This window comes from Prochlorococcus marinus str. MIT 0919 (assembly GCF_027359375.1).
In the GTDB taxonomy this organism is placed as follows: domain Bacteria; phylum Cyanobacteriota; class Cyanobacteriia; order PCC-6307; family Cyanobiaceae; genus Prochlorococcus_D.
Map to the genome: position 1 here is coordinate 412,496 of NZ_CP114779.1, position 24,710 is coordinate 437,205.

Annotated in this window: 21 protein-coding genes; 12 read left to right on the top strand and 9 right to left on the bottom strand. The window is 37.5% G+C overall.

The features are described 5' to 3' along the window. The first annotated feature begins 38 nt into the window (after positions 1-38). The 4 genes from O5635_RS02400 (at position 39) to glmU (ending at position 5,318) form a co-directional block, all read left to right on the top strand. Positions 39-1,604, top strand: coding sequence for a UbiD family decarboxylase (locus O5635_RS02400; RefSeq protein WP_036902740.1), 1,566 nt, complete (start codon positions 39-41; stop codon positions 1,602-1,604). A gap of 74 nt (positions 1,605-1,678) precedes the next feature. Beyond that, on the top strand, positions 1,679-3,007 hold the full coding sequence (aroA, locus tag O5635_RS02405; RefSeq protein ID WP_036902738.1) for a 3-phosphoshikimate 1-carboxyvinyltransferase: 1,329 nt from the start codon (positions 1,679-1,681) through the stop codon (positions 3,005-3,007). Further along, the gene (locus O5635_RS02410) at positions 2,988-3,926 is read left to right on the top strand and encodes an MnmC family methyltransferase (RefSeq protein ID WP_269607840.1); all 939 of its coding nucleotides are present in this window, start codon (positions 2,988-2,990) and stop codon (positions 3,924-3,926) included. Before aroA ends, O5635_RS02410 begins: the two co-directional genes overlap by 20 nt. A gap of 42 nt (positions 3,927-3,968) precedes the next feature. Continuing rightward, the gene (glmU, locus tag O5635_RS02415; RefSeq protein WP_036902736.1) at positions 3,969-5,318 is read left to right on the top strand and encodes a bifunctional UDP-N-acetylglucosamine diphosphorylase/glucosamine-1-phosphate N-acetyltransferase GlmU; all 1,350 of its coding nucleotides are present in this window, start codon (positions 3,969-3,971) and stop codon (positions 5,316-5,318) included. On the opposite strand, the gene O5635_RS02420 is transcribed toward glmU, so the two are convergent. Genes O5635_RS02420 through menD form a run of 4 tightly spaced genes read right to left on the bottom strand, consistent with a single transcriptional unit; the run spans position 5,315 to position 10,920 of the window. After that, positions 5,315-6,715: a UDP-N-acetylmuramoyl-tripeptide--D-alanyl-D-alanine ligase gene (locus O5635_RS02420; protein WP_036902734.1), complete on the bottom strand. Its 1,401-nt coding sequence runs from the start codon at positions 6,713-6,715 to the stop codon at positions 5,315-5,317. The two genes, glmU and O5635_RS02420, sit on opposite strands and share 4 nt — an antisense overlap. 43 nt (positions 6,716-6,758) lie before the next feature. After that, positions 6,759-8,219: a glycogen synthase GlgA gene (gene glgA, locus O5635_RS02425; RefSeq protein WP_036902731.1), complete on the bottom strand. Its 1,461-nt coding sequence runs from the start codon at positions 8,217-8,219 to the stop codon at positions 6,759-6,761. 47 nt (positions 8,220-8,266) lie between these two features. Then, the gene (gene menB, locus O5635_RS02430) at positions 8,267-9,157 is read right to left on the bottom strand and encodes a 1,4-dihydroxy-2-naphthoyl-CoA synthase (RefSeq protein ID WP_036902729.1); all 891 of its coding nucleotides are present in this window, start codon (positions 9,155-9,157) and stop codon (positions 8,267-8,269) included. A gap of 5 nt (positions 9,158-9,162) precedes the next feature. Further along, entirely contained in the window at positions 9,163-10,920 is a 1,758-nt protein-coding gene (menD, locus tag O5635_RS02435; protein WP_052043000.1) for a 2-succinyl-5-enolpyruvyl-6-hydroxy-3-cyclohexene-1-carboxylic-acid synthase, read from the bottom strand. A gap of 111 nt (positions 10,921-11,031) precedes the next feature. Between menD and lepB the strand changes: the two genes are divergently transcribed. Together lepB and O5635_RS02445 are read left to right on the top strand one after the other, a co-directional pair. Then, on the top strand, positions 11,032-11,646 hold the full coding sequence (lepB, locus tag O5635_RS02440; RefSeq protein WP_036902725.1) for a signal peptidase I: 615 nt from the start codon (positions 11,032-11,034) through the stop codon (positions 11,644-11,646). Positions 11,647-11,666: 20 nt separating this feature from the next. Then, a complete protein-coding gene (locus tag O5635_RS02445; protein WP_036902723.1) occupies positions 11,667-12,017 on the top strand; it encodes a DUF760 domain-containing protein in 351 nt (116 codons plus the stop codon). On the opposite strand, the gene O5635_RS02450 is transcribed toward O5635_RS02445, so the two are convergent. The 5 genes from O5635_RS02450 to O5635_RS02470 are packed head-to-tail and all read right to left on the bottom strand — an operon-like array spanning position 12,007 to position 17,256. Then, on the bottom strand, positions 12,007-13,209 hold the full coding sequence (locus O5635_RS02450) for a DUF4336 domain-containing protein (protein ID WP_036902721.1): 1,203 nt from the start codon (positions 13,207-13,209) through the stop codon (positions 12,007-12,009). The two genes, O5635_RS02445 and O5635_RS02450, sit on opposite strands and share 11 nt — an antisense overlap. A 16-nt stretch (positions 13,210-13,225) precedes the next feature. Next, a complete protein-coding gene (locus O5635_RS02455; RefSeq protein WP_269607846.1) occupies positions 13,226-14,095 on the bottom strand; it encodes a metal ABC transporter permease in 870 nt (289 codons plus the stop codon). Then, the gene (locus tag O5635_RS02460; RefSeq protein ID WP_269607847.1) at positions 14,092-14,889 is read right to left on the bottom strand and encodes a metal ABC transporter ATP-binding protein; all 798 of its coding nucleotides are present in this window, start codon (positions 14,887-14,889) and stop codon (positions 14,092-14,094) included. The genes O5635_RS02455 and O5635_RS02460 overlap by 4 nt, the downstream gene beginning before the upstream one ends. 10 nt (positions 14,890-14,899) lie before the next feature. Beyond that, a complete protein-coding gene (locus tag O5635_RS02465; RefSeq protein ID WP_081934296.1) occupies positions 14,900-15,868 on the bottom strand; it encodes a metal ABC transporter substrate-binding protein in 969 nt (322 codons plus the stop codon). Positions 15,869-15,900: 32 nt separating this feature from the next. Then, a complete protein-coding gene (locus tag O5635_RS02470) occupies positions 15,901-17,256 on the bottom strand; it encodes a YcjF family protein (RefSeq protein WP_036902715.1) in 1,356 nt (451 codons plus the stop codon). Between the two features lie 240 nt (positions 17,257-17,496). Here O5635_RS02470 and O5635_RS02475 point away from each other — a divergent pair, with 240 nt between their 5' ends. The 6 genes from O5635_RS02475 (at position 17,497) to O5635_RS02500 (ending at position 24,707) form a co-directional block, all read left to right on the top strand. Then, the gene (locus O5635_RS02475) at positions 17,497-18,024 is read left to right on the top strand and encodes a hypothetical protein (protein ID WP_036902713.1); all 528 of its coding nucleotides are present in this window, start codon (positions 17,497-17,499) and stop codon (positions 18,022-18,024) included. A 42-nt stretch (positions 18,025-18,066) separates the two neighbouring features. Further along, complete coding sequence (gene trpS / locus O5635_RS02480; RefSeq protein WP_036902711.1) at positions 18,067-19,080, top strand: tryptophan--tRNA ligase; 1,014 nt, start codon at positions 18,067-18,069, stop codon at positions 19,078-19,080. A gap of 4 nt (positions 19,081-19,084) precedes the next feature. Further along, positions 19,085-20,995, top strand: coding sequence for a threonine--tRNA ligase (gene thrS, locus O5635_RS02485; RefSeq protein ID WP_036902708.1), 1,911 nt, complete (start codon positions 19,085-19,087; stop codon positions 20,993-20,995). Positions 20,996-21,075: 80 nt separating this feature from the next. Beyond that, complete coding sequence (locus O5635_RS02490; RefSeq protein ID WP_269607853.1) at positions 21,076-22,131, top strand: glucokinase; 1,056 nt, start codon at positions 21,076-21,078, stop codon at positions 22,129-22,131. A gap of 4 nt (positions 22,132-22,135) precedes the next feature. Then, entirely contained in the window at positions 22,136-23,071 is a 936-nt protein-coding gene (thrB, locus tag O5635_RS02495; protein ID WP_036902704.1) for a homoserine kinase, read from the top strand. 70 nt (positions 23,072-23,141) lie between these two features. Next, positions 23,142-24,707, top strand: coding sequence for an NAD(P)H-quinone oxidoreductase subunit 4 (locus O5635_RS02500; RefSeq protein ID WP_036902703.1), 1,566 nt, complete (start codon positions 23,142-23,144; stop codon positions 24,705-24,707). Positions 24,708-24,710: the final 3 nt, after the last annotated feature.

A 24,710-nucleotide genomic window follows, 5' to 3' on the forward strand; every position in this document is an offset into this window, starting at 1 on the left:
CAGAGTAAATAAATATTTTAAAGTTAGTCCTGACTCAAATGAATTTTTTTCGTCAAGGACCTGGCTCTCAAGACATGAGGGACTTCCTATCTCTTCTAGAAAAGAAAGGACAAATAAGAAGAATCAAAGAGCCAGTAAATCCTGAATTTGAACTTGCAGCGATAAGCGATAGGGTTCTTGAAATTGGTGGCCCAGGACTAATATTTGAGAATGTCATTGGATCATCCATTCCAGTTGCAATAAACCTGTTAGGCACAACAGAAAGAGTTGCTTGGAGCATGGGTCTTGAAAAAGTCGAAGATCTTGAAAAGTTAGGAGAAAAACTTTCTTTTTTACAACAACCTAAGCCTCCTAAGGGCCTAGGTGAAACTATAGAAGCAAGTAATATTTTATGGAGCCTAGTTAGAGCACGTCCAGATTTTGATTTAACTCCACCTTGCCATCAAAATATTCTAAAAGGAGAAGATGTAAATCTAAGCAAATTCCCATTAATAAAGCCATGGCCAAAAGATGCTTCAGAAATAATCACATTTGGGCTGGTAATAACAAAAGATCCTGAAACGAAAATACCTAATGTAGGGATTTACAGATTACAAAAGCAATCAAATAAAGAAATGACCATACATTGGTTGAGCGTTAGAGGGGGGGCACGTCATCTAAAAAAGGCTGCCGAAATGGGAAAGAAATTAGAAGTCGCAGTAGCGATAGGAGTACACCCATTAATAATTATGGCTGCAGCAACTCCTATCCCCGTCCAATTAAGTGAATGGCTTTTTGCTGGGCTATATGCAGGAGAAGGGGTGAGACTGACACGATGCAAAACTGTAGATCTGGAAGTGCCAAGTCATAGCGAAATAGTCTTGGAAGGCACTATCACACCTGGAGAAGAATTAGATGACGGCCCTTTTGGGGACCACATGGGGTTCTACGGAGGAGTGGAGAGATCTCCCCTGCTTCGAATAGATTGTATTACTCACAGAAAGAATCCGATTTTTCATACTACTTTCAGTGGTCGGCCGCCCAAAGAGGAAGCCATGCTGGCAATAGCTCTTAACCGTATATATACACCAATACTCCGTAGCCAGGTAAATGAAATTGTCGACTTCTTTTTACCAATGGAATCTTTAAGCTATAAGCTTGCAGTTATCTCAATTAATAAGTCATACCCAGGTCAAGCAAAAAGGGCAGCAATGGCATTTTGGAGTGCTCTCCCTCAATTTACGTATACAAAATTCGTTGTTGTTGTTGACTCAACAATTAATGTTCGAGATCCACGGCAAGTCGTCTGGGCACTATCAAGTTTAGTTGACCCACAAAGGGATTTATTAATTATGGAAAACACTCCTTTCGACAGTTTAGATTTTGCTAGTAATAAAATAGGGCTAGGAGGAAGAATGGCAATAGATGCTACGACAAAAATAGGTCCCGAAAAAAATCATGAATGGGGCGAACCTCTTAAACATTCAGAAAAGATGCAAATGAATGTTGATAAAAGATGGGATGAGCTAGGCTTATCTGATCTAGAGACCAATAAAGTAGATCCTTCATTATTTGGGTATGTACTTGATAGTCTTTTAAGAAAAAACGAGATCAAGAACTTATAAATGCAATTAAATATGTATTTAATAAATAATTCGAACTAATAAAATAATATTATTAAAAGACCAATATCTGAAAATTGAATAAACACGAAACCCATCCATCAATACGTGAAATAGAACCTGGAGGAAAGCTTTTAGGAAGAGTAAAGGTCCCTGGAGATAAATCCATTTCTCATAGAGCTCTTCTCTTTGGTGCAATAGCTGAGGGCGAAACAACAATTGACGGCATTCTTCCAGCTGAAGATCCCGTAAGCACAGCAAACTGCTTAAGAAAAATGGGTGTAAAAATAAGTCCAATAAAGGATCGTGAAATTGTAAAAGTAAATGGAGTAGGTCTAGATGGATTACAAGAGCCTAGTGAAGTACTTGATTGCGGCAACTCAGGAACAACAATGCGATTGTTAATTGGCTTATTGGCTGGTCGCAAAGATAAACATTTTGTGCTGACTGGTGATGATTCACTAAAGGAAAGACCAATGCAAAGAGTAAGTCAACCATTAAGACTAATGGGAGCAACAGTTAATGGAAGATGTAAAGGGAATTTGGCTCCATTATCAATTATCGGGAAAGGACTGCATGGTGCAGTTATTGGCACCCCTGTAGCAAGTGCTCAAGTCAAATCAGCAATTCTGTTAGCTGGGTTAACAGCTGAAGGATCAACAAAAGTAATTGAACCTTCATGCTCAAGAGATCATAGCGAAAGAATGTTAAAAGCTTTTGGAGCCAATCTAGAGGTATCTGGTGAGAGAGGAAGACATATAAACATATCACCTGGCTCAAAGCTGTCGGCTCAAAACATTGTCATTCCAGGCGATATAAGCTCTGCAGCATTTTGGTTAATTGCTGGAAGTATTACACCAAACTCAGAATTAACTATAGAAAATGTAGGGTTAAATCCTACACGTACAGGAATTCTTGATGTTCTAAAAAAAATGGAGGCAAATATAGAAATTATAAATGCAAAAGAGGTAGCAGGAGAACCAGTAGGGGATCTAAAAGTATGTCACAGCAATACGCTTAAACCATTTTCTCTAGGCTCTGAAATAATTCCTCGACTAATAGATGAAATACCAATACTTGCGGTTGCGGCATGTTTCTGTAATGGAACTAGTCATATTAGAGGTGCAAAAGAACTTAGAGTAAAGGAGACTGACCGATTAGAAGTAATGACGAGGCAATTAAAGAGAATGGGAGCAAATATTGATGAATACCCTGACGGCCTAACAATTCATGGAACGATGAAATTAACAGGGTGTGATCTAGACAGCGAAACAGATCATAGGATATCCATGAGTCTAGCTATAGCAGCAATGGTTGCCGAGTCAGCTTCGACAATTAAGAGAAGTGATGCGGCTTCAATTTCGTACCCAGATTTTTGGAAGGACTTTGAAAGACTTAGACAGTAAAAGCAATCATTACAAAGAGAATTCCTCAAAAGAGTTGATCTCTTTTACGACTCTAGATGGAACTCTTAGCCTAAGAAGTAATAAGTATAGAGAATCATTTCATTGCGAAACAGGTGCTAGGAAAGAAGCAACAGAGAAGTTTCTAAACCCGGCCGAAATAAGCCAACATCCAAACAAAGAAAGCATCACTGTTCTAGATGTTTGCTTTGGTATTGGCTACAACACTGGCGTACTGCTTGAACCAAGTCAAAGAAGAGATTTACAACTTAAGTGGTGGGGACTTGAAATTGACAAAAGGCCATTGCAAATTGCGTTAAAAAATAAAACCTATAGAGAGAGCTGGTCCAGCAGAGAACTACGTATGCTTGATTCAATAAACAGTTATGGCTACTGGAATGAAAAGGGTTTCGAAGGGGAAATTATCTGGGGTGATGCAAGGAAAGGGATAAAAGAAATTCCAATCAATAATCGCTTTGATCTCATCATGCTTGATGCATTTTCACCTGTAAAATGCCCAGAACTTTGGAGTGCTGAGTTTCTTGTAAATCTATCTCAAAGACTTGCTAAAAATGGACGCTTAATTACATATTCCTCTGCTGCTTCTATAAGGAAAACACTAAGGGATTCCGGACTAGAGATTATGTCCCTTTTACCCATTACAACTAATAAACAAGATTGGACTTCAGGAACAATAGGAATATTTCCTGGTTCTGAACAAATCAAATCCAATTCAAGTCATTATTTTAGGCCCTTAACCATTATGGAAGAAGAGCATCTTAAAACACGTGCCTCAGTTCCATACAGGGATCCATCAGGTAATTCGACATCATATAAAATTCATAAAAGGAGAGAGGCAGAACAAAAGTCAAGCTCATTAAAAAGCACCAATTCCTGGAAAAAGAAATGGATCAATGCATAAACTAGTCATTAGAACTAAATTCCATCAAAATACGAAATTCTTATGCTTGCAATAGCAATTCTTGCTGCCGGGAAAGGGACTCGAATGCACAGTAACCTGCCTAAGGTTCTACAAAAGTTGGCAGGTAAAAGCCTTATAAAAAGAGTACTTGGTAGCTGCAATGACTTAAAAGCAGATCGTTGCATAGTTGTTGTTGGACATAAATCCGACCAAGTCAAGCAGCATCTGAATAAACTCTCAAAGATTGAATACGTACTTCAAGAGCCTCAGATTGGAACTGGTCATGCAGTGCAAAAGCTCATTCCTTTATTAGAAGATTTCGCAGGTGATTTATTGGTACTCAATGGTGATGTTCCTTTATTAAAAACATCTACACTTAAAAAATTAATTTCAAAACACAAATCCTCAAAAGCAGATGTTACATTCTTATCAGCAAGCCTATCTGATCCAAAAGGATATGGTCGAGTATTTGGAAATCGAGAAGGTATAGTAAGAAAAATTGTTGAGGATAAAGACTGCTCAGAACAAGAGCGAAAAAACAATCTAACCAATTCGGGAGTGTACTGCTTCAAGTGGAAAGCACTTAGGTCTGTTCTGCCAAAATTATCAAGTAACAACGAGCAAAATGAAATTTATTTAACTGATGTAATCAAAAATTTGCCTTTAGCTATGCATTTTTGTGTGGAAAATTCAAGTGAGGTTGTTGGTATTAATGACAGGTCACAATTAGCTAATTGTGAGGAATTAATCCAAATAGAGTTAAGGGAAAAATGGATGAATATTGGTGTTACTTTCATTGATGCTAAAAGCTGTACAATTAGTGAAGATTGTCATTTAGGTAGGGACATAATTATAGAGCCACAGACACACATAAGAGGAGAGTGTCGTATAGGAGATAATTGCATTATAGGACCTAATACATTGGTAGAAAATTCTTTTCTAGGAAACAATGTAAAAGCAGTTTACTCAGTGATAAAAGAATCAAATATTGGCAATAGTGTTTCAATAGGTCCATTCTCTCATTTACGACCAGGAGCAGTTATATTTGACAATTGTAGAATTGGCAATTTTGTAGAAATAAAAAAAAGTGAACTAGGTAAAGGTACAAAAGTAAACCATCTAAGTTACATTGGTGATTCAAAGATTGGAAAAGAGGTAAATATTGGAGCAGGAACTATTACGGCGAATTATGATGGGTACAATAAAAACAAGACATATATAGGAAATTTTTGCAAAACAGGAGCTAATAGTGTACTTATCGCGCCTATAACTTTAGGGGAAGGTGTTACTGTAGGTGCTGGTTCAACACTAACTAAAAATGTTCCAGATGGATCATTAGCAATTGCAAGGTCAAAACAATTGGTAAGGGAGGGTTGGCAAAGTAAAGATTAGAGATTCATTGATTTCAACAACGGTAATAATCTTTCAAGACCAACCTTTCTACTACCTTTTAAAAGCAAATTATCACCAGCCTTCAATTTAGATGCTAATAGAATAAAAGCTTCTTCAGGCTCACCAACTACATGAAATAAAGCAAGATTTTTACCAATTTTTGCTAATTGTTTTACATATATCTCCTTAGAAACTAGGACAACTCCTTCAAGTTGTAATTCAACGGCTTTTTCCAATATTAAAGAGTGGAATTCCATACTTTTATCCCCTAATTCCATCATGGTGCCCAAGACGGCAAAACGACGGCCCGGCTTAGTTACTAAAAGATCTAGAGATGCTAGTACTGACTCAGGAGAAGCGTTATAAGTTTCATCCAAAACTGAGAGGTTGCCAAATTTTAAAAGACTATTTCTCCCCGCGGGAAGAGACAAAATCATTTTCCTTATAGAAGATGGTTTCAATCCAAGTTCAAAAGCTACAGCCAAAGCCAACATAAAGTTCATAGCATTATGCTTGCCCTCAAGTGGTAAAACATATGTTTCTCCGTTAACGACGAGTAAACCTTTGGCCAAATCAAGCTGGCCAAAATATTTAACAGGCTTACATTTAGATAAAATATTTAAATTATTAGATGATGCTGGAGTCTCTCTAAGCCCTACTCTAACAATTTGACCTTTCCACTCTCTAGTTAAAGTATCTTCTAAAAGGTTATCCCCCTCAGGCATGACAACCATCCCATTAGGGTTCAGGTAAGAAGTTATCTCGCATTTTGCTATAGCAATATTTTCACGACTGCCCAACAAGCCAATATGAGCGTTGCCAATATTTGTAATAACAGCCATGTCCGGCAAAGCGCATTTTGAGAGTCGCTTGATTTGTCCTAATCCACGCATACCCATCTCTACAACTAAGGCAGCATCATTTGATGTTGCGTTAAATAGAGTTAAAGGTACACCAACATCATTATTATTATTTTCTTGAGTAGAAGTAACCTCTCCCAGATTAGTTAATGTAGCTTTAATCAACTCACGGGTTGTCGTCTTGCCAACTGACCCAGTAATAGCAATAACAGGAATGTTTAGTTTTTTTCTGTATAACTGGGCAAGTTGCTGGTAGGCGTATAAGGTGTCTTGTACCTTCCAATAAATAAATCCGTCCGGTATCGAATCCTTAAATATATTTGCCACAACTGTAGCTATTGCTCCTCGTTTATAGGCCTCCTGCAAAAAATTATGGCCATCGAATCTCTCGCCATTAAGAGGGACAAAGAAACTACCTTCAACTACCCTACGGCTATCTGTAAATACACAATGAATTTGTTTTTTATAAATTGATGAAGGTATAGGCGTAATAGGTTTTCCCCATAGTTTTTCTAAATCTCCTAAAGAAAAAAGCATTTAATTAGATATTAATAACCTGATTAAGCAAAATATATCCTTGTTACTTCTTAGGTATTGATTCATATAAAGGGTCTGCTTCCTGTCCTACAGAGAACTTTTCCACTTCATGTGCATCAGGGGAAGGTTCCTTTACACCACAAACTTCCTTATACATATTTTCGTATTCTATTGCGGATCTATCCCAACTATAAATTTGATTCATCGCTCGTATCTGCAACTCTCCCCAACTTTTACGATGTCGAAAAGCTTCCCATGATCTAACTAAGGCTGTATAAAAATCAATTGGTTCGAATCTATCAAAGCAAAATCCCGTGCCAACATCCTTAATGGGATCATGGGGAGAAACGGTATCAACCAAACCACCTACGTTTCTAACAACTGGTATTGAGCCATAACGCATGGCTAAGATTTGGCTAATACCACAAGGTTCGAATCTGCTAGGCATCAGAAAAGCATCACTACCTGCATAAATCAACCTAGATAAGTAGTCATCATAAGTTAAGAACACAGCAAATCGACCAGGGTACTCAATTGCCAATTGCCATAATGCAGATTCTAATAATGAATCACCTGTTCCAAGGACTACAATTTGCGAGTCGGTATAAGCAAGCAAACGTCGCGCAACTTGTAGAAGTAAATCAACACCTTTCTGATCAACAAGTCTCCCTACCATTCCAAGCAGGAACCTGTCAGGGTTAACTTCTAATCCCATTTGTGATTGAAGGACTTCTTTATTCTTTTTACGACCTGAAATATCCTTCACACTAAAATTCGATGGCAATGATTTATCAGTCTCAGGATTCCATTCCTCAAGGTCTATCCCGTTAAGTATTCCTCTCAATTTCCCAGATATATAATTTAGCAATCCCTCTAGTCTCTCTCCATATTCTGAAGTTCGTATTTCTTTTGAATATGTAGGCGATACAGCATTCACTCTATCTGCATAAAGCATTGCCGCTGCCATTGTGTGGTCTCCCTGCATGTACCAAGGGCACCAAGTCATTCTTTCTAACTTCCACCGCCATGGTCCTTGATATTTAAGATTATGAATAGTAAATACAGTACTTATTTCTGGATCTTGATGCATCCAAACTGGAATCATTCCAGTATGCCAATCATGGCAATGTAAAACTTGAGGTTTCCAGTAATTCCATGCAAACTCAGAAGTAGCACTTGCAAAGAATGTAAACCTCCAATCCTCATCATCTCCTCCATAAATTCTCTCTGGATCAAATACAGGATGACCAACCAAATACAAAGGCAAAGAGGAGGAAGGATGTTTTGTTTCATAAACTGAGAATTCTGCACCCATAGCTTGAGCACGAAAGATAGGCTTCTCAGGAATTTCAAGCAAGCTCCAAAGCTTGCTATAACCAGGAATTATTAAACGAACATCGTGACCCAGGCGGGCAAGAGCTGGGGGTAAGGAGCCCACAACATCTCCCATGCCTCCGACTTTTATCATCGGGGCGCATTCAGCTGCAGCAAATAGAACGCGCATTGAATAAAAAAAGGATTAGTTTTAGAGGGTTAGGGAATAATAAGCGCTCAAGGTAACCAATCAAATCCTGAAAAATCAGGTTTCCTTTTTTCTAAAAAAGCATCACGGCCTTCTTTAGCCTCTTCTGTTCTGTAAAAAATATGAGTTGCATGACCAGAAAATTCCTGAATCCCAGCCAATCCATCGGTTTCAGCATTAAAAGAGGCTTTAAGACACCGTATCGCAGTGGGGCTATTTCTTAGTATTTCCCTAGCCCACATAATGCCTTGTGCTTCGAGATCATTAAGAGGAACAACAATATTTACCAAACCCATACTTAACGCCTCATCTGCTGAATATTGCCTACATAAAAACCAAATTTCTCTAGCTTTTCTCTGACCTACTACTCTTGCTAAATAGCCTGATCCAAACCCACCATCAAAGCTCCCTACTTTCGGTCCAGTTTGCCCAAAAATAGCATTTTCAGCCGCCAAGCTCAGATCACAAAGAAGATGTAAGACTTGACCACCTCCAATGGCATAACCAGAAACAAGGGCAATAACAACTTTTGGAATACTTCGAATAATTCTCTGAAGATCAAGGACATTTAATCGCGGCAAACCTTTTTCGTCTAAATAACCACCATCCCCTCTTACACTCTGATCTCCACCAGCGCAAAAAGCGAAGGCTCCATCTTCTGCTGGGCCAACACCAGTAAATAAAATTACCCCAATCTTTTCGTCATCACGAACATGGGTAAATGCGTGACAGAGCTCTTGTACTGTTTGAGGCCTAAAAGAATTGCGTTTTGATGGTCTATTTATTGCAATTCTTGCAATACCCTCTTTACTTTTGTCCAAATAAATATCCTCATAATTACCGCAGGGGATCCAATCAAGGATCTCCTTCCCTGGAAGGACTTTCCTTCTTGGTGTATCAGTGTGAAAATCACTAGCCATATTGATTAAGAATGATTTGTAGTTTTTGTAATGGAGCTTCTAATCTGTGTATAAACATTATCTAAGATATTATTCCTAAGCGAATTATCTTTTGAAGAGTTTGTAGAAACGCGAAGTAAAACAGTTCTCTTCTGAGCAAAACCCCAATCCAAAGAAGGCTTAAGATCATTAAAACAAGTAATTTCTCTAGTGGGTATTTTGTATGCCGAAGCTAATTCAATAAGATCAACAGATTGATGCATTATAAAAAGTTCATCAAAGTCTCCTTTATATAATGGTTCACTATTTAGTTTAGTAAAAATACCTCCTCCTTCATTATCAATTAAAAGGACTATCAAAGGAATTCTGTTGGACTGAGCAAATAGCCAAGCATTAGTATCATGAAGCAATGCTAAATCACCAGTAATTAGAAGTGTAGGACCCAGGGAAGAAGCCAATCCTTCTGCTAAAGATAGGGTTCCATCTATACCAGAAGCACCTCTAAAACTAAAACATCTTCTTGATTTAATATCTGAACCAGAAAAAGTTATCCAATCTCTAACGGGAGAACTAGCAGAAAGCATTATCGATATATCTATAGGTGCTATTTTAGGAATAGAATAAGCTAATAATGGCTCACTAATATTATTTTCTAAAGTGAATATATTTGATAATAATAAATCAACCTCTTTATCAAAGGATAAAATTTTAGTAGTGAGTTCTTTACTTGATTTATTAATATTTGACTTATCATTTTTTAAGGGATTGTTCAGGAAAAAGTCAAACCAATTAGCAAACCCTTTTGAGTATTGACTCGCAAGCTTTAAAGGATCAAGAGGCCTATCATCATCTTCCGTTATAAGTATTTGTTTTGCAGTCACATTACTCAACCAATGCTCAAGAATTTTACTTGCAGGAAGAGGACCTAATCTAAGTATTTGCAACCCTTGAATTGAAAAATCAACTTCACAGGAAAGTATTAATTCCCAATATTTTATTAAGCCTTTTTGAGTGAAAGAGATACCAGAAAGAGGATCAGCAAAAATTGGCCATCCACTTATTTCATGCCATCTCTCAAGGCATTTTTGGTAATTCTTAAGTTTACGAGGTGATCCTCTCCATGGGCCTGCTATCACTATTCCTGGATGCGACGCGTCTAGTTCAGTGAATACAGAAGGTTCCTGTTCATCTATATGATCAGGAATCTCTGGGCAATAATTATTTAAATAAAATGAACTAGGCTTCCAACCTTCCCAAACTTCCTTTTGATGAACCAATGAAGGGTAAAGGGGTTCTTCAATAGGCAAATTAAAGTGAATTGGCCCAGGTGGTAAACCAGGAGAATTGCATGTTTTTAATAGAAGTTCCCTAAGAGAATCAGAATCAAGTTTATGGACCCCCTCTGCTGGGCCAGACAAAACAGAACGAGAAACCGCTTTGAGGAAATCCTCCTGATTAACAGTCTGATTTGATCCGCAATTCTTTAATCGTGAAGGTCTATCTGCCGTAATAAAAATGATTGGGATACAAGACCGATCTGCTTCTATAGCGGCAGGCAAAAGATTACCAACTGCAGTTCCTGACGTGGTGATAACTAAGCTCGCACGACCTCTAGCTGCAGCAAGGCCAACAGCGAGAAATCCTGCTGACCTTTCATCAATAGCAGTAAAAAGGTTTATCTCAGAAGACTTAGACAAACCGCCAGCTGCTATTGCCAAAGGTGCTGAACGACTTCCAGGACACAATACAAAATCAGACACTCCTAAGGCTTTTAAGCCTCTCAAGAGCTCTAGACATATAAATAAATTCGTGCGTGATAAAGACAGGGAAGGACCAGTAACTAATACAATCCTCTGATAAAAACTCCAAATATTTACTAACTGAAGAAATTTTAAATGACTTCATCAAATACAAACAACACTCAAATAAAGAAAAACGGTTTTATAAGCATTGTATTTTGGGTATTGCTAGCCCTTATATTGAGATGGCAAGTAATTGAGCCTAGATGGATACCATCAGGATCGATGTTACCTACATTGCAAATAAGAGACAAAATATTGGTTGAAAAAGTTCGCCCCAAGATTCAAGGAATTTATAATGAAAATTATCCAAGGGGATTAATTGTTGTTTTCAGGGCTCCTAAAGCACTAGTTGATGCTGGCTATGAGAATAATTCAGCACTTATAAAAAGGGTTGTAGGAATCCCGGGAGACAAAATAGAAGTTCACTCAGGGAACTTAGTCAGAAACGGAGTTGTAATAAATGAACCATGGATAAAAGAATCAATCCAGTATGAAATGAATCAAATCTCAGTTCCAGCAGATTCGTATTGGGTACTTGGAGACAACAGAAACAACAGTCTAGATTCACATTTATGGGGAGCATTACCAAAAGAGAACATTATTGGGACGGCTGTTTTTAGATATTGGCCTTTACAAAGTTTTGGTTCTATTCGGTTCTCTCCATCGGAAAATCAGGTTACAAAAGACCATTATGCGATAAGGTCTTAAATAGATTGAGAGATGACAGGATGTTTAACCCGGAGTTTTTAACTACAGATAACAATGATGGTCATGAAGGTAATGCTCTTATCGAGTACCTACAAGATCAATCACCGGATGTTCTGCAAAGAGTAGCAAAATCAGCAAGTACAGATATACAAGATATTATTAGGCACAATGTTCAGGGTCTTCTAGGAATGTTGCCTGGAGACCAGTTCGAAGTAAAAGTAACTTCTTCAAGAGATCAGTTCGCAAATCTTCTCGCATCAGCAATGATGACAGGTTATTTTCTTAGGCAAATGGAGCAAAGAAAAGAATTAGAAGAATCCTTATTATCTGATCAAGAAATGTCTATTGATCCAGAAGACCTTAATCTTTAAAAATAGCCAAAGGGTCTCTTGGTACTACTCCTTTCTTTAGGAGATTTTTATCAACTGAATCTAAAAAAGACCTATTACCTTCACCATTAGACCAATTAGACAAACTTATTTTTCTAATTAACTGTCTACAATCATAAGTATTGAAAGCTATAGGAGCTGAATAGTGAGAAGAGATAAGAGTTCTCATGCCCTTTAATTTAATAAGTTTATCAAGCCATTTCAAGAACTCAGACTTTGCCCTTGGGAAAACAAGTCTTTCTAAAACAGGGGCAACTTGTAAAAGGGGTTTAGTTTGACCAAGTAATTCCTTCGTTGAATTCTCCCAATCCTTATCCCAAAGGAATGGATAAATACCATAATGCGTTCTCAAAGTTCTCAAACCAGGCTTGAATGCATTTTTTATAACAACTGAAATTGGAGGAATTGACAATTTTTCGGGTTTCAAAAAGGAGGCAAATAAAACTAATCTGGCCCACCCTTTTCTTCTAAGAGAGGGATCGTCTACCAAAGGCTCTTCGCCTGATTCACGCGCATGAAATAACAGAGGCGTTGGATCATAGTCAAATAGCTCGGGAGGACTAGCGTCAATACCAACCAATGCATCTGTAACCACTAATGAACCAGAAGATTTATGAAAACAAGCAACTTCTTGAAACCTTCCCAAGCCTATATCTAAAGGACCAAGAGATATCCAATCGCATGATTCTGAATGGGGTAGGCCATCAATAAACAAAGTTCTTGTTCGAGCTTTGGGCAAACCAATCCAAGAGAGAGGCAAGTTAATCGGGAAAGTCCATTGACCTGGACAAACCCATAAGATGGCTTTTGGGAAAGATCTTGATAGAGCTGGCATAGAAATTTTATGTTCCAAACCAGAAGCTGTTGGCAGAACAATTGAAACTACTGGTCCATGCTTATCTTCAAGAGCATGAATTCCATGAATGAGCTCATCAGTAGGAGGCAAGGGATTTATTAGCATTAGCCCCTCTGCTGTCTTAATGACCGTTAAACGAACAGGCACTGCAACATAATAAAGACCCTGAAGTTGCTCAAAAGACCATATCTTATTTGGAACAATCTCCTTGAAGAAAGTTTTTCGTAAGCCATATGGATACAAGGGGAACAGAGGCCACCATGGCCAATTAAGGCTTTCTTTATTAACACTTTTCTTAGTACTTATGCTTTCTTTCATGTACTTAATATGAATATTAGTTTTGATTGTTAAACTTTAGGATCCCATATCTTGGCGCAAATAGAAATGCTAATAAAAAAATAATAGTCTGAACAAGGACTATAGAACCACCTGTTTCTATATCTGACCAGTAACTGATATACACTCCCAATACACTAGATATAGAGCTACTAAGTACTGCTAAAATCGTCATTCTATCAAAACGATCAGTTAATAAATAGGCTGTAGCTCCTGGTGTAATAAGCATTGCTACAACAAGAATTATTCCAACTGTTTGAAGCCCTGCAACAGCTGCTAATGACAACACTGATAACAATAAATAATGCAAGAAACCAGTATTTATACCAATGGATCTAGCATGAGTTGGGTCAAAACAATATAGCATTAAATCTCGTCTATAAATTAACAATACTGCTACAACAAGAAAAGATATAAAAAGAGTTTGCTTTAAATCTGAATTAGATATACCTAAAGGACTCCCAAAGAGTATATGCACTAAATCAATATTACTCTTAATTTTAGATACTAAAACTAATCCTAGTGCGAAGAAGCCAGTGAAGACTAACCCAATTACAGTATCTTCCTTAACTCTTGATTTTTGTTTAACAAATCCAATCAAAGCGACAGAACCGACACCGAATACGAAAGCTCCAACTGAGAAAGGCAAGCCAAGAGCATACGCAACCACGACTCCAGGCATAACGGCATGAGAAACAGCATCTCCCATCAATGCCCATCCCTTAAGAGTCATGTAACAAGAGAGGAGGCCACATACGCCACCTACTAGGGCACTTACAAAAAGAGCCCGTCTCATGAATTCATGAGTTAGGGGGTCGAGCAGAAAGGAAAAAGGAGTTGAAAAGAGAAATATATAACTAGGGTTCATTGCTTAAACATATTTGTTGAAGCAGGTCCAGAGATAGTTTCAGGAAGGATACCTCCAAATGTTTTAGAAAGATTTTCGGAGGTAAATACTTCTGATGTCTCCCCATATGCTAAAACCGTTTTATTTATAAGAATAACAAGATCACAAAATTCTCTTACATGACTTAAATCATGAGTAGAAATCAAAATTGTTCTTCCATCTTGACGAAATTGAAGGAATAAATCAGCCATAAGCTTCTCTGTACGAACATCAACCCCGCTGAAAGGTTCGTCAAGTAATAACACCGAGGCTCTTTGCGCAATAGCTCGGGCCAAGAAAGCTCTCTTTCTTTGCCCACCTGAAAGAGCCCCGATTGGCGTATGAATAAAATCTGTAAGATCAACCCTTTCTAGAGCATGTATTACAGCCCTCCTGTCTGATTCCCTTGGGATTCTCAAGAAATTCATCGCCCCATATCTACCCATCATGACAACATCCCAAACACTTACAGGGAAAGAACAATCAATCCCTTCATTTTGAGGAACATAAGCTACTGCCTGATCATATTGAGCCTTAGCCACTGAAAGTCCATTAATTCTTATCTTCCCCCTTGAAGGACGGACAAAACCCATTAAAGCCTTGAAAAGGGTAGATTTGCCTGCGCCATTCATTCCAACCAAACCACATATAGATGAAGAACGAAGCTTCAGGCTAGCGTCATACAAAGCAAGGGTGCCGTTGTAATCAACACATATCTCTTCTGCCTCTATTCGGTAGAAATCACCTTTAGGACTAGTGCCAAATAAATCCTTCATATTTGAAAAATTACTTTCCTAATCCTTGCAAGAGCAGATTTACATTATGCATTTGTAGCTTAATAAAGGTTGGTGCCGGACCATCATCATCCGACAAAGAATCAACATAGAACGTACCACCAAACTTTGCTCCAGTAATACGTGCTACTTCCAGTTGTGCTTTGGAGCTAACAGTACTCTCACAGAAGATTGCAGGAACTTTTTTTTCTTTTACAACTTTTATAAGATTCATCATTCTCTTAGGGGTGACCTGACTTTCAGCATTAACAGGCCATAAATAAGCTTCCTGTAATCCGTAGTCATTAGCCAAGTAACTAAAGGCTCCCTCGCAACTTACTATTAATCTTTGATCTTCTGGGATGGCGTTCAAGGAAGTTGTTAATTGCTTATCAAGTAGATCCAACCTCCTTTTATAAAGATCAGCATTTCGTTTATAGATTTCTTCGCCAGCAGGATCTAGAGAAATAAATGCATCAAGTAATCTATCTACATAGTAAATGGCTCTCTTGGGTGACATCCAGGCATGGGGATTAGGCTTTCCTTTGTATATATCACTAGAAATAAATAATGGTTTCATCCCTTCACTTAAGACAACTACAGGTACATCACCTGCTAAGGCTATAAAGTTTTTTGCCCATAACTCAAGTCCTAAGCCATTCTCTACAATCAGATCGGCTTTGGAGGCCCTAATTAAATCACTAGGAGTAGGTTGGTATCCATGAATCTCTGAGCCTTGTTTAGTAATTGATTGAATTATCAATCTGTTACCAGCAATATTCCTAGAAATATCAGCTAAAACAGTAAATGTAGTTAAGACGAGAGGCTTTTCTGAATTAATTAATTTGTTTTCAATTTTAGTACTTTGCCTACAACCAATTGTAGGAAAAGAAAGAGATATGAATATAATAAATCCTATAAAAGATTTAATAGAAAGATAATCTAATTTTAATAACCTTATAATTAAAAGTTTAAGTTTCATATAAACAAATCCTAAGCTTTTAAGTTAATATTCTAAGAAGGATTTAATTGAGAAATAGGCTCTTGAATTTGATCTTTCAACCAATTATTAGCTTGAGTCATGAATGATGACCAATCTACCTTTTCTGATTCAGCAGCTTTAGAAACAAGTTCCGGTGCCTGAAGCTTAAGTGAATCTAAATCAAGTTTAGAAACACCATTATTTAAAGCCATCCAATCTGCCATTGATCGTCCAACAACTCTAGTTAAATAAGCAGCACTTAAAGATTGCATTGTCCCAGCAGCGATCCAAGTGCCACCATGTAATTTTGCAAATCCCAGTAATGCTTGACCACTCCATTCAACAACTCCTTGAGCAAGAGCTGCAATCGCAAGCTGCTTTGCAACTACTTTCAATAAATCAGGTTGAATATTGCATGACCATAATTTCCCCATTTCTTGAATCATCAAGCCATTTACAACTGCAACAGCCAAAAGGTCAGTAGAGGGCACTGGAGAAGCGAATACAGCTCCTGCTACAAGCCATTGTGAGCGGTTTTGAATGGCTTTAAACTTCTCCCTTCTAATTTGCTCTAAATGGGACTGCAAAACGGTATGAAATTTAGATAGCAACCTTTGACGGGTTAAATCAATATTTTTACTAGGGTGATCTAGAAAACGCCTAACTGGTCTCAGGACATCCTTCATAGTTGTTCTATCACCATTATATTTCAAGATTCGATTAGCCCATCTTTCAGGCAGCTGAGATATAAGGGCTTTGAAATGATTATCCCAAGTGTCTGCATCCTTCCACGTGATCATTATCCAGGCAGGCTGGTCATCAGGAATATTCTTCAACCAAAGCAAGTCAACAGCTCTTAGGGGTAAAGGCAAGTTATATATAAGAGCATCTTGCTTAAAAAGCTGCTCGGGAATTTCCCATGAGGAAGCTTGAATCGGTAAAGAAGGGAAGAAAGAAAGGTTTAAATCATTTGATTCATTAATTGAAGATTGAATACTTTCGATTTCTGGCAATTCAACTCCATTTGTACCAAGCAAACAGAGCTTCTGTGGATTGTCTCTTTTAAGTATCTGCTCTAAAACAAGAATTCTTTCAGGGTTATTTTTCAAAAATTGTTCATGTTCTTCTAGTTCTTCAAATTGAGCTAATACATCCTTGCAACGATCAACCCAACCTTTAACACTAGAGGGAGAATTAAAATTTGAGGACTTTTGTTTGGTCAAGAACCAAATACCTGCACCAGCTGCAATTACCGCGAGACCGCCTGCTGGCAAGTGAATAAGGTCGTTAATTGCCCATTCAGTAAAAATCAAGCCCCCCAAGACAAAACCAACTTTCCCAGCAGGTAGTGAGGGAATTGTTACAGGAGAGGATGGAAGAATTTTCACAGTTTTTACTTTCTCTTACTTCTTATTAACTCATTCAAAATATTAAGGCAAATTCTACGCTCAAAAGAGAGTGAAAAGCCTGGCTTTACAAAGGAAAACCTAAGAGAAGGGATTCATTCAGATTTGAACTCGATAGATATTAGTTATCTCGTAAGTGTGAATGTGCTAAACGACTTTAAATAAAGCTTCTCAATTAGGCCGACGATGCGGCACACTTGCCTTTGATTAAAAAAAAAGGTTATGAGCGATTCCTACGGAGATCCTCAACAAAACTCAAGCAACTTTGACAGAAGGAGAGGAGGTTTTAGAGGGGGACGCCCCCCTGGCAACCGTGACACTGGAGGGTTTCGAATACGTTTAAGTGACAACGAAATGAAAGCAGCGCGCTCTCTACAAGAGGCTTTCAATCTTCGTTCTACTGTTGCCGTTCTTGGATTTGCATTAAGAACACTTGCTCAAATGCTTCAAGAAGGCAAACTTGAGGAAATTCTAAGTGAATACCAAAATCAAGAACAAAGAGGTAATTACAATCACAAGGGTTTTAATCAAAGGGATGGCAAAAAGAATTTCGAAGGGAATTTCAATAAAAATCCAAAGCCAAATCCTTTTGCCAGGCCAGACAAACCAAGTGTAAATTCACAAGAACAAACAAATATAGAAGAAGCTGAAAATTCAGAAGATCATAATAAGGTTTCCACTCAGGAGGTCCTACCTGAAGCATCTAAAGAAGTTTCAGATAATGATTTAAATTCTTCAGAGAACTCATAAAAGAACAATGAGGATACTTCAAAAAACAAGGCAGCGTAATCTGTGAATCAAAAGAGAGTTCTTTCCGGTGTTCAGCCAACAGGTGCTCTGCACATTGGTAATTGGCTAGGTGCTATTCGAAACTGGGTAGACCTACAAAATGACTATGAAACTCTTGTTTGTGTAGTTGACCTTCATGCAATAACTGTTCCATATGACCCAAAAGAATTAACTAAAAACACCTTGTCGACAGCAGCTTTATATGTTGCTTGTGGAATGGATCCCAAATTGTGTTCAATTTTTATTCAAAGCCATGTAAAAGCCCATAGTGAACTTTGCTGGTTATTAAATTGCGTTACACCTTTAAATTGGATGGAAAGAATGATTCAATTCAAAGAAAAAGCCATCAAACAAGGAGATAACGTCTCAATAGGACTATTAGATTATCCAGTACTAATGGCAGCAGATATTCTTTTATATGATAGTGATTTAGTCCCTGTTGGTGAAGATCAAAAACAACATTTAGAACTAGCTAGGGATATCGCTCAGCAAAGGATAAACTCTCAATTTGCCAAAGGAGAAAAAGAAATTTTAAAAGTACCGAAGCCACTTATTATTAGAGATGGTGCAAAAGTAATGAGCCTTACTGATGGGACTAGTAAGATGAGTAAAAGTGATGCAAATGAAAATAGTCGTATTGCATTATTAGATTCTCCAGAAACTATCCAACAAAAAATAAAGCGCGCAAAAACAGACTCTTTTATGGGATTGGAACTTGGTAATCCTCAAAGACCTGAAGCCAATAATCTATTATCAATCTACGCAATTGTTAGTGGTTTAGGGAAAGAAAAAGCTCAAAAGGAATGTGCGGATATAGGTTGGGGTAAATTCAAGCCTCTTCTGACAGATGCAATTATAAACTCGCTAAAACCAATACAAGAAAAATATACAGAACTTGTCAACGACAAACAAGAACTAAATAGAATATTAAAAGAAGGGGATAGTAGAGCAAAAGAAATCGCTAATGAGACATTAAATAGAGTCAAAAATTCCTTAGGATTTCTTTCAGAAAGTTAACATCATGCCAACCTATACATTGCCAGATGGTACAAAAAAATACTTCGAGGACCCTGCTTCAATTGCAGATATTGCTTACTCTATTGGTCCAGGGTTAGCCAGTGCAGCTATTGCTGGATTAGTAAATAATCAACAAATAGACGCATCAATACCTATAAATTATGATGCAAAAATAAAAATTATTACGGCCAAAGACCAAGAAGGAATTAACATTGTAAGACACTCATTTGCACACCTAGTAGGGCATGCAGTAAAACAATTATATCCAGAAGCTAAAATGGCTATAGGTCCAGTAATTGAGAATGGTTTCTATTATGATATCTATTATAAAAGAAACTTTGTACCAGAAGATATAAGCAAAATCGAATCAAGAATTAATGAACTTATATCTCAGAACTATACTGTAATAGTTGAGATAGTAAGCAAACAAAAGGCAATAGATGTATTTAAATCAAGAGATGAGCCTTATAAGCTAGAAATAATAAAAGATATACCAGATGGAGAAATTATAAAGTTGTACAAACATCAGGAATATATTGATATGTGCAGAGGTCCTCATGTCCCTAATACAAAGCATTTAAAAGCTTTCAAGTTAATGAAAGTATCAGGTGCTTACTGGCGTGGAGACTCCAACAATCAAATGCTTCAAAGAATATATGGAACTGCTTGGAATAACAAAAAAGAGCTAAATAAGTATTTAACAACATTAGAAGAGGCAGAAAAAAGAGACCATAGAAAGCTCGGCAAGAAATTAGATCTTTTTCATACTCAAGAGGAGTCACCTGGAATGATATTCTGGCATCCTAATGGCTGGTCTATCTACCAGGTACTGGAAAAATATATTAGAAATATTCTTACCAAGAATGGGTATCAAGAAGTTAGGACACCGCAAGCTGTTGACAGATCTCTTTGGGAGAAATCTGGTCATTGGGACAAATTTAAAGCCGATATGTTTACAACTACTTCTGAGAATAGAGAATATGCAATCAAACCTATGAATTGCCCATGTCACGTTCAAATTTTTAACCAAGGTTTAAAAAGTTATAGGGATTTACCTATTAGACTTTCAGAATTTGGGTCCTGTCATAGGAACGAGCCATCTGGAGCCCTGCATGGCCTTATGCGTGTAAGGAACTTTGTACAGGATGATGCTCATATATTTTGCACAGAGGACCAAATTCAAGACGAAGTATGTTCTTTTATAGATATAGTATTTGAAGTATATAAATCATTTGGTTTTAAAGAAGTAATTATAAAGTTATCAACAAGACCTGAAAAGAGAGTTGGAAGTGAGATTATTTGGGACAAATCAGAAAAATCTCTTGAAGATGCTCTTAATGCAAAACAACTTGACTGGTCCTACTTACCAGGAGAAGGTGCATTTTATGGACCTAAAATAGAATTTTCTCTCAAGGATTGTCTAAATAGGGTATGGCAATGCGGGACAATACAAGTTGATTTCTCTATGCCAGATCGCCTTCAAGCAAAATACATTGATGAAAATAATGAAAAGAAAGTCCCTGTAATGCTCCATAGAGCAATCCTAGGATCTTTTGAAAGGTTTATAGGTATTTTAATTGAACATTATGCAGGTAATTTCCCAACCTGGCTAGCGCCTATACAGGTTGTAGTAATGGGAATTACAGATAGGAACTCCTCTACTTCTAATAAGGTTTATAAACAACTAATGGATCAGGGTTTTAGGGTGTTACTGGATATTAGGAATGAAAAAATTGGCTTTAAGATACGAGAACATACAATAAATAAGACGCCTTATATATTGGTTATTGGAGACAAAGAAGAAGCTACAAACACAATATCTGTGAGGGCAAGAGGGAATGAGGACAAAGGTGCTATGAATATAAATGAATTTATTTCTATTCTCAATAAATCAATTTCAGAAAAGTCTAATTGACGAGATCAATCATAAAAGATATCTTGATAATGAATTAATATAGCAAAATAAATGCAGAAGCCACTACTAAATTTTCAAGCATGAATCTCTTAGCAGGCGATATAGGTGGCACTAAAACACTTCTTGGTATCTATACATATAAAGATGGTTTAAAGCAATTATATAAAAAGAAATACTCCTCTAAGGATTGGCCATCCTTTAACGAACTTCTTACTGATTTTATTGAATCTTTGCCTGGAAATCTTACACTTCCAAAATATGGATGCATTGGTGTAGCAGGTAACCTCAAAGATAGAATTATAAAAACAACTAATCTTCCATGGATATTAAACGAAGAAGAAATTAGGCTGTCATCTCGTCTTGAAAAGTTAGGTTTAGTAAACGACTTCTCAGTACTAACATATGGAATACCCTTCCTAAAGGATAAACAATATATAAGTATTCAAAATACTAAAGTTATAAATTACAATTCAAATCACAGTAATAATGTATTTACGATTATTGGTGCTGGAACTGGGCTTGGCATCGCAAGAGGAGTAATAACTGAAGGAGGTTTTATATCTCTTCCTAGTGAAGGTGGTCATAAAGAATTTGCTGCCAGAACAAATGAAGAGTGGGATTTAACTAATTGGATTAAAGAATACCTTTCTTTAGAAAGGGTTTCCCTTGAAAGAATTGTAAGTGGCAAAGGGCTTGGGTATATAGCAATTTGGAGATTATTAAAATCTGATGGAAAGGGACACCCTTTGAGAAAATTCACCATAGATCCCTCTAAAGATGAACTTGAAAAGTTACCACAACTAGTAAGTTCTTATGCGCAAAAAGGTGACAAATTAATGCTACAAGCTCTACATATTTGGCTAAGTGCTTATGGCTCAGCAGTTGGAGATCTTGCATTGAATGAACTTTGCACAGGTGGCCTATGGATAGCGGGAGGACCAGCTTCAAAAAATATAGATGGAATAACTTCTGCAACTTTTAAGTCAGCCATGACAAACAAGGGACGCTTTTCGGAGTTTATTAAAGAGCTACCTATATTTATTTTGACAGATCCCGAGATAGGTCTATTTAGTGCAGCGTGCAAAGCTCATTTAATAGCCAGCTCGAGTGTCAAAATAAATTCAAATAAAAAATAAAAAAATGGTTCAGCCGGTCATAGGCAAAAAAGTATTTGTTGAAGTTCCATCTACAACGGCAAATCTTGGACCAGGGTTTGACTGTCTTGGGGCGGCTTTAGATCTAAAAAATATTTTTTCGATCCAACGGATTGACGGTGATTGTGAAAGATTTGAATTAATTATGGAAAGTACAGAAGGTAATCATTTGCGAGGAGGTCCTGAGAACCTCTTTTACAAAGCTGCTCAAAGAGTATGGCAGGCTGCTGAAGTTGAGCCTTTTGCATTAGAAGCACGTGTAAAGCTTGCTGTACCTCCTGCAAGAGGCCTTGGAAGTAGTGCCACTGCAATTGTTGCAGGCCTAGTCGGGGCAAATGCACTGATTGATTGCCCCTTGAGCAAAGAAAAGCTTCTTGAACTTGCAATAGATATAGAAGGTCATCCAGACAATGTAGTGCCATCTTTATTAGGAGGACTATGTTTTACGGCCAAAGGAGCCTCTGATCAATGGAGAATAGTTAGATGCGAATGGGATAGTTCAATTAAGGTTGTTGTTGCGATACCTTCATTGAGACTTAGTACCAGTGAAGCTCGAAGGGTAATGCCCAAGGATGTCCCAATAAGTGATGCTGTTACAAATTTAGGATCTCTTACTCTTCTACTAAATGGATTGAGAACCGGCAAAGGAGATTTAATAGCTGAAGGTATGCATGACAGACTGCATGAACCATACAGATGGAAGTTAATAAAAGGAGGTCTGGCAGTAAGAGAGGCGGCTATTAATTCAGGAGCTCTTGGCTGCGCAATAAGTGGAGCAGGTCCAAGCATTCTCGCCTTATACAAAGATGATCTAGGCAAACGCATTAGTCATGCGATGGTAAAAGCATGGGAAGTCGAAGGAGTTGCTAGCAGAGCGCCTCTTTTAAGTCTTCAAACCTCAGGCAGCAGCTGGTATAAATAAATCTAATAAGTAGTTATACTCATACAAAGGCACAAAGGCTGATAAGTTAGGTGTCATAATCCTTTAATCTATGGGCGCCAAAATGGGCATAATTGCTGCGTCCCAAACCCAATACCCTTTGCTCTCAGCAATAGTTCTTGTTCCTGCAATAGGAGCTCTCATATTGCAAATCTTCCAGGAAGATAAAAATAAGAATATTAGTATTCATAGAAATTTGGCAATAGCCTTTTTAGCAACTGACTTCTTGCTCATAATTTATGCTTTTCTCTTTTCATTTGACAACAAGTCAAGTGATCTTCAATTGGTTGAAAGGATTAGCTGGCTTCCTTCTATAGGGCTCGAGTGGTCGCTTGGCACAGATGGTCTATCAGCTCCTCTTGTGGTGTTAAGTGGTTTAATAACACTCCTTGCAGCATTAGCAAGCTGGAACATAACAAATAAGCCAAAGCTCTATTTCTCTTTACTGCTAATACAAGCTTCTGCCCAATCATTAGTATTCCTATCACAAGATTTTCTCCTATTTTTCCTAGCTTGGGAGCTAGAACTTGTACCTGTTTATCTCTTAATAGCTATATGGGGCGGAAAAAAAAGACTATATGCCGCAACTAAATTCATACTTTATACAGCTCTAGCCTCACTTTTAATTTTAATAAGTGGGCTTGCACTTGCACTGTCAGGTTCTGACTTCACCTTGAACATGACAGAGTTAACCTTAAGACAGCCTTCAGGAACTTTTGCTTTACTTTGTTACCTTGGATTTTTGATAGGTTTCGGTGTAAAACTTCCCATTTTCCCTTTACATACTTGGCTCCCAGATGCTCACGGTGAGGCAAACGCCCCAGTATCCATGCTTCTTGCAGGAATACTTTTAAAAATGGGTGGATATGCCTTGCTTAGGTTTAATGTACAGATGTTCCCAGAAACTCATTTGAGATTTGCGCCTGCATTAATAATAATTGGGATAGTAAATGTAATTTATGGTGCACTTAATGCATTTGCACAAGATAATGTAAAACGAAGAATTGCTTGTAGTTCAGTAAGTCATATGGGATTTGTTTTGTTAGGTATTGGTGCTGTAAATGCTCTAGGTCTTAGTGGGGCTATGCTGCAAATGATTAGCCATGGTCTTATTGCCGCTTCAATGTTTTTTATAACGGGTTCTTTCTACGAAAGGACAAATACTCTTTCTATACCAAATATGGGTGGTGTAGCAAAAGTACTTCCTATAACATTTGCATTATTTCTAATCAGTTCTTTAGCATCACTTGCTCTGCCAGGTATGAGTGGTTTCGTTAGTGAAATAACAGTTTTTTTAGGCATTACAAGCCAAGAAGGTTTTACATCTGTTTTTAGATCAATAACAATTTTATTTGCCGCAATCGGTCTCGTATTAACTCCAATATACCTTTTATCTATGTGCAGAAGAGTGTTTTTTGGGCCAAGGATACCAGCTTTGGCAACGATTACAGAAATGAATTCGAGAGAGTTATCAATAGGTCTTAGCCTTTTAGTTCCAACTTTAATAATTGGTTTCTGGCCTAAGGTTGCTACCAACTTATTTGAAAACTCTACAAATGCACTAGCAAATGCATTGGAGCCACAAACCTTATTATCAATAAGTCAAGTAATTAATTGACCT